This window comes from Providencia vermicola, assembly GCF_010748935.1.
Classification (GTDB): domain Bacteria; phylum Pseudomonadota; class Gammaproteobacteria; order Enterobacterales; family Enterobacteriaceae; genus Providencia; species Providencia zhejiangensis.
Window position 1 is genome coordinate 436,489 of the sequence record NZ_CP048796.1, and the last position, 13,980, is coordinate 450,468.

General features: G+C 41.7%; 9 protein-coding genes. 6 read left to right on the plus strand and 3 right to left on the minus strand.

From position 1 onward, the window contains the following. Positions 1-23 precede the first annotated feature (23 nt). Positions 24-1,865: a phosphogluconate dehydratase gene (gene edd, locus G3341_RS01890; RefSeq protein WP_163860571.1), complete on the minus strand. Its 1,842-nt coding sequence runs from the start codon at positions 1,863-1,865 to the stop codon at positions 24-26. A gap of 300 nt (positions 1,866-2,165) precedes the next feature. On the opposite strand from edd, the gene G3341_RS01895 reads away from it, so the two are divergent. The 3 genes from G3341_RS01895 (at position 2,166) to G3341_RS01905 (ending at position 5,392) form a co-directional block, all read left to right on the plus strand. Continuing rightward, on the plus strand, positions 2,166-2,948 hold the full coding sequence (locus G3341_RS01895) for an N-acetylmuramoyl-L-alanine amidase-like domain-containing protein (protein WP_154623062.1): 783 nt from the start codon (positions 2,166-2,168) through the stop codon (positions 2,946-2,948). 482 nt (positions 2,949-3,430) lie between these two features. Then, positions 3,431-3,706, plus strand: coding sequence for a helix-turn-helix domain-containing protein (locus tag G3341_RS01900; protein WP_196713961.1), 276 nt, complete (start codon positions 3,431-3,433; stop codon positions 3,704-3,706). 801 nt (positions 3,707-4,507) lie between these two features. Continuing rightward, complete coding sequence (locus G3341_RS01905; protein ID WP_163860572.1) at positions 4,508-5,392, plus strand: N-acetylmuramoyl-L-alanine amidase; 885 nt, start codon at positions 4,508-4,510, stop codon at positions 5,390-5,392. Here the strand turns inward: G3341_RS01905 and iclR are convergent, their stop codons facing one another. Further along, positions 5,393-6,223 (minus strand): glyoxylate bypass operon transcriptional repressor IclR, encoded by an 831-nt coding sequence (gene iclR / locus G3341_RS01910; RefSeq protein ID WP_004925895.1) that lies wholly within the window; start codon positions 6,221-6,223, stop codon positions 5,393-5,395. Between the two features lie 209 nt (positions 6,224-6,432). Between iclR and metH the strand changes: the two genes are divergently transcribed. The 3 genes from metH to G3341_RS01925 all read left to right on the plus strand — a co-directional run bounded on the left by metH (position 6,433) and on the right by G3341_RS01925 (position 12,368). Continuing rightward, positions 6,433-10,116, plus strand: coding sequence for a methionine synthase (metH, locus tag G3341_RS01915; RefSeq protein ID WP_163860573.1), 3,684 nt, complete (start codon positions 6,433-6,435; stop codon positions 10,114-10,116). Between the two features lie 54 nt (positions 10,117-10,170). Further along, complete coding sequence (locus G3341_RS01920; protein WP_154623882.1) at positions 10,171-10,758, plus strand: hypothetical protein; 588 nt, start codon at positions 10,171-10,173, stop codon at positions 10,756-10,758. 143 nt (positions 10,759-10,901) lie between these two features. Then, positions 10,902-12,368, plus strand: a complete 1,467-nt coding sequence (locus tag G3341_RS01925; protein ID WP_154623881.1) for an SEL1-like repeat protein — start codon at positions 10,902-10,904, stop codon at positions 12,366-12,368. A 58-nt stretch (positions 12,369-12,426) separates the two neighbouring features. Here the strand turns inward: G3341_RS01925 and lysC are convergent, their stop codons facing one another. Then, positions 12,427-13,803: a lysine-sensitive aspartokinase 3 gene (gene lysC, locus G3341_RS01930; protein WP_154623879.1), complete on the minus strand. Its 1,377-nt coding sequence runs from the start codon at positions 13,801-13,803 to the stop codon at positions 12,427-12,429. Positions 13,804-13,980: the final 177 nt, after the last annotated feature.

A 13,980-nucleotide genomic window follows, 5' to 3' on the forward strand; every position in this document is an offset into this window, starting at 1 on the left:
CTTTTCCTAATCCACTGAAACAGTTAAAAATTGAGACTACAAGCGCCTTCTTCCGCACCCGAACAATGCTGGCGCAGTGCACCAAATAGTTCTCTGCCACAACCTGAATATTGGGTACTTAAATCAGGTTGATACGCTTGACGTTTCGCAAGTTCATGTTCATCGACTAATAGCGTTAGCTCACCCGTTAGACCATTAACACGTATCATATCTCCATCTTGTACCTTGGCGAGCAAGCCACCTTTGTTGGCTTCAGGAGTGACATGAATGGCTGATGGAACTTTGCCTGATGCGCCAGATAAACGACCATCTGTAACCAAGGCGACTTGATAGCCTCGGTCCATTAAAACACCTAATGGTGGCATTAATTTGTGGAGTTCAGGCATACCATTTGCAGATGGGCCTTGGAAACGAACGATAATGACACAATCGCGATTCAATGCTCCGGATTCAAAAACGGGGAGGATAGCGTGTTGATCATTAAATACGACGGCAGGCGCTTCAATTATTTGATTTTCTTCAGGTATAGCGGATGTTTTCATTACCGCACGTCCTAAGTTACCAGAGAGTACCTTTGTGCCGCCATGCTGAGAAAAGGGGTGATGAATATCTGCGATGACTTGTAAGTCAAAAGAGGTTTTGGCACCATCACGCCACTCTAACTGCCCATTATTTAGCCATGGTTCCAAGGTGTAGTGTGAAAGGCCATAACCAGCAACGGTATTAACATCATGATGAAGTAGGCCTTTTGATAGCAGCTGATGAACAAGCAGGGCAACTCCGCCTGCCGCTTGAAATTGGTTGATATCCGCTTGCCCGTTCGGATAGATACGACAGATTAAGGGAATAATGGCGGATAATTCAGAGAAATCATCCCAATTAATCATAATACCTGCGGCCTTAGCGATAGCAATCAGGTGCATCGTTAAATTGGTTGAGCCTCCTGTTGCGAGTAAGGCTATGATGCCATTCACAATCACTTTTTCATCAACTAGCTGGCCGATAGGCAGGTAGTTGCCTGACTGTTTGGTTAGGCGAGTAATTTGGCGAGCCGCGGCATCTGTTAAAGCATGGCGTAATGGTGTGTCAGGCTGCACAAATGATGAACCGGGTAAATGAAGCCCCATCACCTCCATGACCATTTGATTAGAGTTAGCCGTGCCGTAGAAGGTACAGGTGCCTATACTGTGATAAGAGGCCGCTTCTGCTTCGAGTAAAGCACTGCGATCGACTTTCCCTTCAACATATTGCTGGCGGATCCTCACTTTTTCTTTATTTGGTAGCCCTGTGGTCATAGGCCCTGCTGGAACAAAAATGGCCGGTAGGTGCCCGAAAGATAAGGCGCCTATCATGAGGCCCGGAACAATTTTATCGCAAATACCAAGATATAAAGCGCCATCGAACATGTTGTGTGAAAGCCCTATTGCGGTGGACATTGCAATGACATCACGGCTGAGTAAAGAGAGTTCCATACCATCCTGACCTTGGGTCACACCATCACACATTGCAGGTACACCCGCAGCGACTTGGCCAATAGCACCCGATTCACGTAATGCGGCTTTCAAGCGCTCTGGATAGGTATCGTAAGGGCGATGGGCGGATAGCATGTCATTGTAGGCGTTAATAATCGCGATATCGGAGTGTGTCAGGCTCTTGAGGATGTTTTTATCTTCAGGTTGGCAGGCAGCAAAACCATGGGCGAGATTACCACAAGCGAGCTCAGCACGATGCACTGTTGTACGCTGAGCTTGTTCAATTTTGTGTAGATACTGTTCCCTTGTGTTTTTTGAACGTTCGATAATACGCTTGGTTATTCGCATTATTTCTGGATGAACGCTACTCGCTATCTTTTTGGAATTGCTCATAATTACAGACCTCACAATAGAGATTTTACTATCAGCCAACACTGTTTTTATCGACTCAGTGTGTTGATGATATTCTTTTTACATCAAATGTTACCGGTAACATTGTTTATTGAAATCGTAAGAGTTGCAATGGATGATATGCAAATTTCGAGCTATCTGTGATCTGAATCAAGATTATTAAGGTCTCAGGAAAAGGTGAAACGGTGTTGTTTTATTGCTGTGCGGCTGAATTTACGCTGATATTTGTTGTCTAGTGATAGATATCGTTCTATTCATAAAAACACCAATAATAGGAATACAATGCTTAAACGATTTATTGCGGTGGCTTTAGTGTTAATGTGCTCGGTAACGAAGGCTGAAACGGTCTTAGAATCAGGGTCGTTATCAATATTGAAGGATATCCAACATAATATCAAAGGGCTCGACTCTGAGCAGCGCGTGAAATTAATAACAGCCATGTTCCTAGGCACACCGTATAATGACCGTACGTTGAATTCGCATGATTCAGAGAAGGAAAGCTTGGTTGTCAATTTAAAATCAATGGATTGTATGACATTCATTGAGTATACCGAAGCATTAAAGCAGTCAGATAATTATGATGATTTTATTTCTAATTTAAAAAAGACTCGATACCGCGAAGAAAATATCGCCTATATCACTCGGCGACATTTTTTTACTGATTGGCTGTTGGCCGCTGATGAAGCGATGTCTGATATGACTCAGGAGATTAGCCCTCATACGATACAAGTACATAAGCATTTGAATCAAAAAGGCAATGGCCAATTGCTGATTCAAGGTCTCCCTGTTACATCACGAACGATCAGTTATATTCCAACTCAGTATATTGATGAGGCTGTTCTGAAAAAACTCCAAACAGGTGACTATATTGGTATTTACTCGAATAAACCGGAATTGGATGTGAGTCATGTCGGTATTGCGATTCGTGAAGGCAATAAAATCTATTTTAGAAATGCATCCTCGTTGAAATTAAATTTAAAAGTTGTGGATGTAGAGTTAAACCGCTACTTACAAGATAAAGTAGGGATCATCGTTATAAGGTCGAAAGGCGTCAATTTTGGTTAAGAGGGTATTTTAAAAACATAACATTGGTTTGTGTGTGATCGTTTGATTTTAAGTTAGGGGAAGTGTTTATTTCTATTGGCGTTAAGTTTTTTACTCCTGAGGCTTTTATTACTATTGAATTTAAAATCATGATCTATGTCATATTATAAATATGTTATTAGCTATTTTTTGTTTTTAGAAATATTGTTTTAAGTGTCTAACTATTTCTAGACTTATTTAAAGTGTAAACAGTTATGAATAAGTTAAGTATAAATAATTAACTATAAAAATATTTCAAAAGATTATGAAAATAAAAAATGATTAAAAAGCAATGAATTGCTTTTTAAAAAATAGAGATGAGAGTTTAAAAACGTTAAATGATAATTATCATCTATCAATTTATTAAAGTTTGATTGTTGATAACTATTTTTAATAAAAAATGGAGATCCTATAATAGAAAATATAAAAAAATAATTATTTATTTCTTTTTCTAGGAGAGGGGTATGGCTATAAGAGAAAGAGAAGATGTGTATACCTTATTAGGTCATCATTTGCGGCAAGCAAGAATGAAAAGAGGGCTATCGGGTAACGAATTAGCCGATATTATTAATTTAAGTCAGCAACAAGTTTCGCGTTATGAGCGTGGAGTGAATAAGCTAAGTTTAGATAAACTTATTGAAATTGTTGTTTTTTTAGATATCGATATAAAAGATATCATGAGTATCATCACGAACGAAATTGAGCACGAAAAACGGACGATTTATTCAACAATAAGATAGGATATTGTATTCATTATATTACTATTCCTATCTAATATTTATTAATATAATTAATTAGTGTGAAATTGAATAAGCTTCTTAAGCGTGAGGCAAGATCCCTCTTTGTACCTAAGATAGTCAATATGCTCGGTCATCGATGCTTAACAGGCGTTTGATCTTATCGATGAGTAACTGGTGTTAAATAATCAGTTACTCATGTAAATAATATCAACCCATTAATTTAATAGAGTGGTTATTATTCAATAAATATATTTTTAATCTCAGTACTACTTTAGTATGAATGATACGCTTAAATCTTACACTAACAGTGTTATTCTTAAGCGTTAAAAGGACAGATAAGTTAATTGACATTCGGTTTCTACTTAATTAATGACCCTGTATTGCTATTATATTTTAATAAATAATCATTGTTTGAAAATAGTTGTTCCACATCCTCGCGATTTATCTTGTCATTGCTTTGCCGTTTTCTGTTTGTATATTCTCGCACTTCTACTTAATGATTGACTGCTAATTCTTAATCCTTATCTCCGTATTTAGTCGATGTGACTCATTGCATAAAAGTGAAATTGAGCATCAAAATGGCAAATATTGATAGCGAGTCTATGTATTAATACTCTTCAATGGGTTCAAGAAAACATCATATTAAAATTTGGACATCAAAATTCTCAAGGCGGTGTAGCCGCATTTTGAGGCCATTTGCAGCGAACCTCGCGTTCTATTGATGCTTTGTATATTTTTTGTGATCTGATAAAAAGGTAGAATAGGCATCGGTGTGATGGCGCGCCATAAAGGGCTGAACAAATGACTCGTAATTTATTAATTTTATTTGTGTTTATTATTTCAGGCTGTTCGACACTCTCTTCACGGCAGGGGTATTATGTTGATACGAGTTATCCATCACGTAACACCAGTGAGAGAGTTCAATATGTGGTTTTGCATTACACTGTCTCTAATGATGATTATTCCATTTATTTGCTCACTAAAGGGCAAGTGAGTTCCCATTATCTGATCCCTAGTCAGCCTACACAGAAAGATAACCGGCCCGTCGTATTACAATTAGTTCCAGAAGAACTGAAAGCATGGCATGCGGGTGATAGCCACTGGCGGTATCATAGTGGCTTGAATGATATTTCCATTGGTATTGAAATTGTGAATGCGGGTTTTAGTGTTGACAAAAAAGGTAATAAGACATGGGCACCTTTTAATCAGTCTCAAATTTCAGCGTTGATCCCATTAGTTAAAGATATTATGCAGCGATACAATATTCCGGCTCAGAATATTGTTGGTCATAGTGATATTGCGCCATTGCGTAAAGAAGATCCTGGTAGAGCCTTTCCTTGGGAAACATTAGCGAAACAGGGCATTGGTGCTTGGCCTGATGCAGCAACGGTCACAAATTATTTATCGGGTCGAAGTGCCTATGAACCCGGTAATGTGTTGTTGCTACAGAAAGCATTGAGATTTTATGGTTATGCCGAGGTACCGTTATCCGGTCAGCTTGATGCGCAGACACAAAAGATTATTCGTGCTTTTCAAATGCACTTCCGTCCAGGCAATATTGAGGGGAAAGCCGATGCTGAAACTGAGGCTATTGCGTTAGCATTAATTGAAAAGTACCGTGATATGTCACGTTTTCTCTCTTCTAACCAATTTGAGCGGCCACAGGTTCAGCATGTGGGGGATTAGTTAACGGATTGCGCCATATTCACGGCTGATCTCTTTCGCAGCTTTGATCACCATCGCACCCAGCTCAGTCACGCGATCATCGGTGATACGTGACAGTGGCCCTGAGATTGAAATCGCAGCAAAGGCTTCTTTGTGCTCATCATAAATACACGCGCCGATACATCTTAACCCTAACGCATGCTCTTCATCATCGTAGGAAAACCCTTGTTTTTTCGCCTGTTGCAGGTTTTCTTTTAAGGCCGAAGGGGTGGTTAATGTATAGGGCGTATAGGCGTGGAGGCCTTTTTTACTCAGCAAAGGAATCAGCTGTTCTTCTGGAAGATTGGCAATAAACGCTTTACCCGCACCTGAGGCATGTAGCGGTAGTTTACCCCCAATCGGCGCTGACATGCGCATTAATGCATTACATTGTACTTGATCGACGATGACAGCATCGAATTCACTGTGATCTAAAATGGCAAGATTGACGGTTTCACCCGACTCTTCCATTAAACGACGCAATATAGGGTGAACTAAAGCAAGTAAATTACGGCTCTCTAGGAAGCTACTACCAATAATAAAGGCATTAGAAGCAATAACCCATAATCCAAGATCCCCTGTTTGGCGTACAAAGCCATGCTGTTCGAGCGTCATGAGCAAACGGTGCGTGGTGGAATTGGGTAAACCTGCTTGTAGGGCTAAATCCGTTAAAGCAATTCCCCCCGTTGATTCAGAAATATATTCCAAAAGTGTTAGTCCACGACTTAATGACTGGACTTGACCTGCCGCAGGTGCGCCACTTGCTGGCCCTTTTGCCTTTTTTATTTTTTTACTGATTGATGCAGTCGCCATTAAGTCTCTCCTGACTGGAATGAATTTTTGTTTCTATTATGAATGATCTCACCCCAAAATACTCATCGGATCAGTGAAAAATTAGATCTGATGCAACCTGAGAAACTCTCATCATGGCATGGGCTTCTCGACCTAAAAACTATGGTAGGATTATCATAGCGCTAATTTAACTTATGACTAAGGTTATTGTTTTTTAGGAGGCAGGGAAAGTGAGTTATAAAATCAGTAGGTTAGAACAAGAATTACAAAAGAGAATCCTAGTACTGGACGGGGCGATGGGGACAATGATCCAACGCCATAAACTCACTGAAGAACAATTTCGTGGTGAACGATTTGCGGATTGGCCTAGCGATCTAAAAGGAAACAATGATCTACTTGTTTTAACTCAGCCAGAAATCATTCGTGAGATCCACAACCAATATTTTGAAGCAGGCGCTGATATTGTTGAGACTAATACTTTCAACTCAACAACGATCGCAATGGCGGACTATAAAATGGAATCCTTGTCTGCTGAAATTAATGAAGTCGCCGCGCGTATCGCTCGTGAATGTGCTGATGAGTGGACTCGTAAAACCCCCGAACAACCGCGTTATGTTGCGGGAGTACTGGGGCCGACCAATCGAACAGCGTCTATTTCTCCGGATGTTAACGATCCCGCATTTCGAAACATTAGTTTTGATCAACTGGTTGAAGCATACCGCGAATCAACGCGATCACTGATCAAAGGGGGTGTTGATTTGATCATGATCGAAACCATTTTTGATACGTTAAATGCTAAAGCGGCTATTTTCGCGATTGAAACCGAATTTGAAGCTTTAGGGATCACGTTGCCAGTCATGATTTCAGGCACGATCACGGATGCCTCTGGACGGACGTTATCGGGACAAACGACCGAAGCTTTCTATAACTCATTACGTCATGCTAAACCTATTTCATTTGGTTTGAACTGTGCCTTGGGGCCGGATGAATTACGCCAATATGTTTCTGAATTATCACGTATTGCTGAGTGCTATGTGAGTGCACACCCTAACGCGGGGTTGCCAAATGCGTTTGGTGAATATGACCTTGATGCACAAAACATGGCGGCTCAAATTCATGAATGGGCGCAGGCGGGTTTTCTCAATATTGTTGGTGGGTGTTGTGGAACAACACCTTTACATATCAAAAAGATGGCTGAAGCAGTTAAAGGAATTCCCCCTAGAGTATTGCCAGAACTTGCTGTTGAATGTCGTTTATCAGGCTTAGAACCCCTGAATATTGGTAAAGGATCATTATTTGTTAATGTGGGTGAACGGACCAATGTGACGGGTTCAGCAAAATTTAAACGCCTCATTAAAGAGGGTCATTACCAAGAAGCTTTAGATATCGCTCGTCAGCAAGTGGAAAATGGTGCTCAAATCATTGATATCAACATGGATGAAGGTATGTTGGATTCAGAAGCGGCCATGGTCCGTTTTTTGAATCTGATTGCTGGTGAGCCAGATATTGCACGTGTGCCAATCATGATCGACTCGTCTAAGTGGGATGTGATTGAAAAGGGCCTTAAATGTATTCAAGGCAAAGGCATTGTTAACTCAATTTCGATGAAGGAAGGGGAAGCCGCCTTTATTGAACATGCCAAATTAGTGCGTAAATACGGTGCTGCCGTTATTGTGATGGCCTTTGATGAGGTGGGCCAAGCAGATACCCGCGAACGAAAAATTGAAATTTGCCGCCGTGCGTATCAAGTGTTGACCGAACAGATTGGTTTTCCGCCTGAAGATATTATTTTTGACCCCAATATTTTTGCAGTAGCAACCGGTATCGAAGAGCATAATAACTATGCGGTCGATTTTATTGAGGTTTGTCAGGATATCAAACAGCAATTACCGCATGCCATGATCTCTGGTGGAGTGTCTAACGTTTCGTTTTCCTTTAGAGGAAATGATCCTGTGCGAGAGGCTATTCATGCCGTATTCCTCTATTACGCGATCCGTAATGGTATGGATATGGGAATTGTCAATGCGGGACAATTGGCTATCTATGATGATCTTCCCGCAGAGTTAAAAGAGGCGGTGGAAGATGTCATTTTAAACCGCCGTGATGACAGTACGGAACGTCTACTCGAACTCGCTGAAAAATACCGCAAAACCAACAGTGATGAACAACAGATTCAACAGGCGGAATGGCGCTCATGGGATGTTGAAAAGCGCTTAGAATATGCCTTAGTTAAAGGCATTACTGAATTTATTACACAAGATACCGAAGAAGCACGTCAGCGTGCGGCAAGCCCGATTGAAGTGATTGAAGGGCCACTCATGAATGGCATGAATGTGGTGGGAGACTTATTTGGTGAAGGGAAAATGTTTCTTCCGCAAGTGGTAAAATCTGCTCGGGTGATGAAACAAGCCGTTGCTTATTTAGAGCCTTATATTCAAGAGCTTAAGCAAGCGGGAAGTAGCGCGGGTAAAATTTTACTCGCAACGGTAAAAGGTGATGTTCATGACATTGGAAAAAACATTGTTGGTGTCGTCTTACAGTGTAATAACTATGAAATTATAGACTTAGGCGTCATGGTGCCTTGTGAAACAATTTTAAGAACGGCTCGAGAGCAGAATGTCGATATTATCGGGCTTTCAGGATTAATCACTCCCTCATTAGATGAAATGGTGCATGTTGCTAAAGAGATGGAGCGCCAAGGCTTTACTCTACCGTTGATGATTGGTGGAGCCACGACCTCGAAAGCCCATACCGCTGTCAAAATAGAGCCAAACTACAGCCATTCCGTCACGTATGTGCAAAATGCATCACGCACTGTTGGGGTGGTTTCTGCTTTACTATCAGACACTCAAAAAGACGAATTTGTGGCACGAACCCGTCGTGAATATGAAGTGGTGCGTGAACAGCATGGCCGTAAAAAAACTAAAACACCGCCGGTTTCTCTTGATGTCGCCCGTGCTAATCCTGTGAAAATTAACTGGCAAGATTATCAACCGCCAGTACCGCGTTTTTTAGGCGTAAAAGAAGTTAAGGCATCCATTGAGACATTACGTCACTATATTGACTGGACACCTTTCTTTATGACGTGGTCTCTTGCTGGTAAGTACCCACGTATTTTAGAAGATGAGGTGGTAGGGGAAGAAGCGCGCAAACTGCTAAGTGACGCTAATAATATGTTAGATAAATTAGCTAAAGAGAAATCATTGACCCCTAGAGGCATTTTAGGGTTATTCCCTGCCAATCGTGTGGGGGATGATATTGAAATATATCACTCTACTGCCCGTGATAGTGTGCAGTCAGTTGCACTCAATTTACGTCAGCAGACAGAGAAAAAAGAGTTTCCGAACTATTGTTTATCTGATTTCGTGGCACCGAAAAGCAGTGGTAAAGCCGATTATATCGGTGCTTTTGCCGTTACTGGTGGTTTAGAAGAGGATGTGCTGGCGGAACAGTATGAGCAGCAACATGATGACTATAATAAGATCATGCTAAAAGCTTTGGCGGATAGGCTAGCCGAAGCATTTGCTGAGTATTTACATCAGCAGGTGAGAAAAGAGTATTGGGGTTATGCGCCAGAAGAAAATTTAGCGAATGAAGAGCTTATTCGTGAGAAATATCAAGGTATTCGTCCAGCGCCAGGCTATCCTGCTTGTCCTGAACACACGGAAAAAGAAAAAATTTGGCGGCTGTTAGATGTCGAAAATCAAATAGGGATGAAATTGACAAGCTCTTACGCGATGTGGCCTGGAGCCTCAGTGTCAGGTTGGTACTTTAGCCACCCAGATAGCAAGTACTTTGCAGTCGCTCAACTGCAACGTGACCAAATAGAGGATTACGCGAAACGTAAGGGGATGTCGGTGAGTGAGCTGGAACGATGGCTTGCCCCTAACTTAGGTTATGACCCAGAGGATTGATTTTTAGTGAGTTCGACACCATCTTATCAGTAAGACACTTAAAGAGGCTGAATGATGAGCTACGAATTTATGATTGAAGATAGGCTGCCGGATACGGCGGTCTATCCTTATAAAATCCAAAACAGTGCGGCACCTGAGACGTTTTTCATGAGCGAAGATTTCGTGAGCGCGATGATGAGCATTCTGCAAATCATGGATAAGCTGGATACTGACGAGATGCTCAGTGATCACTGTTTTAATCAAGTTTGGCTAAAGAGTGAATTGACACCGGCTCGAGCAGAGGAAATCTATCTTTATTTAGAAGATGCGAAAGTGGTTGAGCCTATTCCTTCACAAGAAGAAATTGAAGCATTTCATCAAGCGCAGCGCGAGGAAGATGCATTATTGTCCAAGGAAAGTCCAAAAGAAGGGATGATCCCAGTTCATAAGTTTGCGACGAATGATGGTTGGTTGGTGACGGTCAAAGAGTGTGGCTGGATTGCTGAAGTTTTCTCGGCTGAGTTAGTCGGGGAAAACCAATTTGTGGTGTCACAAATTGCCAACTTATGCAAAGTAAACCATGAAACATTGGAGTCAATGCTTGTTGAATGGGGTAAGTTTAATTTATTTGCCAGTAAACATGGCGGATATCGAGTGAATTAATGGAACAAAGGTGGTGAATGTTATCTCACCACCTTTATTCGCGAATAGACGCTATTCTTTATCGATTTTAGATTCGGCACACTTATTCTTTTCCATTAGGAGTGTTATGTTATATGCATAACGCCGGTGAATGGATAGAGCTAATGAATTTACGATCTTTAATAGTATTGCTTTGCTTGAGCAATGTGACTTTTGTGCAAGCTGAGACAACAGAACCGTTGTCAGTCAAAGAAAAACAATCATTACCAGCATCTCAAGTTTCACCTTCAAATAACCTGCCTGAAGATTTTACTCATCGATTGAAAGAAGCTGAGTCCGGCGATATTGACGCTATTTTGGATATTGGCCTCGTTTATATGGACGGTACGGACTATTTACCTGCGGACAGTCAGCAGGCGGCTATTTGGTTTAAAAAAGCCGCCAAACTGGGTAATACCGATGGCGATTATTATTTGGGGCTATTAGCACAAAATCAGGAAAAATATGCAGAGGCTGCTCGTTGGTATCGTAAAGGGGCTGAAAAAGGCGATGCCTATTGCCAGTATGGCCTAGGATTTTTATATGAGCGTGGCTATGGCGTAAAACAAGATTACCAGCAAGCGAAAGCATGGTATTCAGAAGCCGCGGAGCAGGGGCAAGCCTATGGGCAATTTGCGCTAGGCATGTTCTACCATGATGGATTAGGCGGAGATGTTGATTATCAAAAAGCCCGAGAATGGTATGAGGAGAGTGCGCAGCAAGGCGTAGCTTCCGCAGTGAATAATCTGGCTGTGTTATATGAAAACGGTGAAGGCGTTGAAAAGGATGAAGAACGGGCCATCAACTTGTATCGCCAAGCGGCAAATATGGGCTCAGCAACAGCACAAACCAATATGGGCGACTTTTACTACGAAGGTCATCGCTTAATTGAGAAAAACCATTATCAAGCTATCTATTGGTACAAACGTGCCGCATTACAGGGAAATGCTGACGCGCAATTTGCCATGGGGCGAGGTTATGAATCAGGGGATGGAATAGGTAAAGATCTGCCGAGTGCGTTCGATTGGTATCAGCAAGGTGCTGAAAATGGTTCTGTTGCGGCTGCAATGAAAGTGGCTGAATTTTATGAGCAAGGCTTAGGTGGTGTAACAGCCGATCATGGAAAGGCCATTGAATGGTATATGAGTATGGCCGATGATGATATTCCCGAGGCTCAAGTTAAATTAGCGGAATGGTATCTGGAAGGACAGTTACCTAAAGTTGACAGTCAAAAGATCGTGAGTTGGTTATTGGCCTCCGAACAGAATAATATTCAATCAAAAAACCAGTTAGCGCTTTTTTATTTGACGGGCACAGGCGTACAACAAAACGTCCAAAAGGCACGAGAGCTTTTGCAGCAATCCGCATTTAAAGATATCAGTGAGGCTCAAAATAACCTTGCAGTAATGTATGCGCGAGGGCTAGGCGGCGAGAAAAATATTTTCCGTGCGATGAGGTGGTTTGAACGCGCGGCACAATCAGGTAATGCCGTTGCGATCAAAAACTTACAGCTATTACAGGAAAATAAAGAAGCGAAAGCATCAATGCTAAAATACAGTGATAACGTTCAATTAATAATGAATAAGCGGTGATGGATATAACAAAAGGGTCATTGGGTGATGACCCTCTTGTTAAAAATAAAATAATGGCTTATTCGAACAGATTTGAGTGTAAAGTCCGCACGATTTCTTCCGCATCGTTACCCGGTACAAGTAAGCAAATATTGTGGCTGCTAGCCCCGTAGCTGATCATGCGAATATTAAATGATTCTAAAGCCCCAAAAATTTGTTTACCCAGTCCATTCACTTGAGATAACTCATTACCAATAATCGCAACTAACGCGAGATTTTCTTCCACTTCAACGCGACACAAGGTCGAAAGTTCGGTCATCAGTGCGTTCGTGAGTAAGCTCCCATTAGTGCCTGTTGAGCCTGTCGTATCGAGTGTTAACGCGACGCTCACTTCTGACGTGGTGATCAAATCAACAGAAATATTGTGACGCAATAAAATCGTGAATATCTCAGCTAAGAAGCCGCGTGCGTGGAGCATTTTCAAACTATGCAATGTCAGTAATGTTTGTTTGCGGCGTAAAGCTAATGCTCTAAATTGTGGAGCATTCGCTGTTTTATCGCAGACTAATGTCCCCCCTGCATCCGGGTCTTTGCTCGAGCCAACGAACACAGGGATGCCTGCACGTACTGCTGGCAATAAGGTCGCGGGATGTAGAATTTTTGCCCCAAAAGTGGCCATTTCAGCCGCTTCATCAAAAGCAATTTCATCAATACGTTGAGCAGCCGGTACGACACGGGGATCGGTCGTGTAGATACCCGGTACATCGGTCCAAATATCAACGCGAGATAGGTCGAGAACCTCAGCGAGTAAAGCCGCAGTATAATCACTTCCACCACGGCCAAGGGTAGTGGTACGGCCTTTGCTGTCTTGACCAATAAAACCTTGGGTGATGAATACTGTATTTTGTAAACGCGGCAGCAATTGTTGACGCGCAGCCTCTTTTAACTGCTGTAAATCAGGTTCTGCACGGCCAAAGTTTGCATTGGTTTTCATGACTTTGCGGACATCGAACCATTGTGAATCGGTACCACGCTGACGGATCACTTCAACAAACAGTAGCGTTGACATTAATTCACCATGACTGACCATTTCATCCGTTAAGGCGTCTGATGTTGCAAGTGAAGCGGAATCCGCTAAATGGGCGATATTATCCAGTAAACGATTAATTTCTTCGCGAATAACGTCAGCATGCTGTAACTTATCAATAATTGCGTATTGAATGTCTTTGACCTTTTGCAGTAGCTCATTACGTTTATCAGTGTCGCAACCTTCGGCAAGTTCAATCAATAAATTCGTGATCCCTGCTGAGGCAGAAAGAACCACAACACGGACATGATTATTTGAAAGAACAATATCAGCACTTTTGTTCATCGCTTCAAAATTGGCGACACTCGTTCCACCAAATTTAGCGATAACGAACGGGGTACTTTCTGATAAAGACGCTACTGCATTCATGGTATCAATCCCTTTTGGCAATCTATTTTTTATATAGAAATATCGGGTTAGCTCGATGGCGTCAATGAAGAATCGATACAAATCAGTAATTCTAATGATGGCTAATTGATTATCGCTTTTCTCGATGGCTGTAATAAGCTCTGGAAAAATTGTAAAAAATTGACCAATATCATTAGG

What these genes read in the sequence shown, in the direction of transcription:
- lysC (WP_154623879.1), bottom strand. Translation starts at nt 13,803, where the DNA reads ATGAATGCAGTAGCGTCTTTATCAGAAAGTACCCCGTTCGTTATCGCT.
- edd (WP_163860571.1), bottom strand. Translation starts at nt 1,865, where the DNA reads ATGAGCAATTCCAAAAAGATAGCGAGTAGCGTTCATCCAGAAATAATG.
- G3341_RS01925 (WP_154623881.1), top strand. Translation starts at nt 10,902, where the DNA reads ATGAATTTACGATCTTTAATAGTATTGCTTTGCTTGAGCAATGTGACT.
- iclR (WP_004925895.1), bottom strand. Translation starts at nt 6,223, where the DNA reads ATGGCGACTGCATCAATCAGTAAAAAAATAAAAAAGGCAAAAGGGCCA.
- G3341_RS01905 (WP_163860572.1), top strand. Translation starts at nt 4,508, where the DNA reads ATGACTCGTAATTTATTAATTTTATTTGTGTTTATTATTTCAGGCTGT.
- G3341_RS01920 (WP_154623882.1), top strand. Translation starts at nt 10,171, where the DNA reads ATGAGCTACGAATTTATGATTGAAGATAGGCTGCCGGATACGGCGGTC.
- G3341_RS01895 (WP_154623062.1), top strand. Translation starts at nt 2,166, where the DNA reads ATGCTTAAACGATTTATTGCGGTGGCTTTAGTGTTAATGTGCTCGGTA.
- G3341_RS01900 (WP_196713961.1), top strand. Translation starts at nt 3,431, where the DNA reads ATGGCTATAAGAGAAAGAGAAGATGTGTATACCTTATTAGGTCATCAT.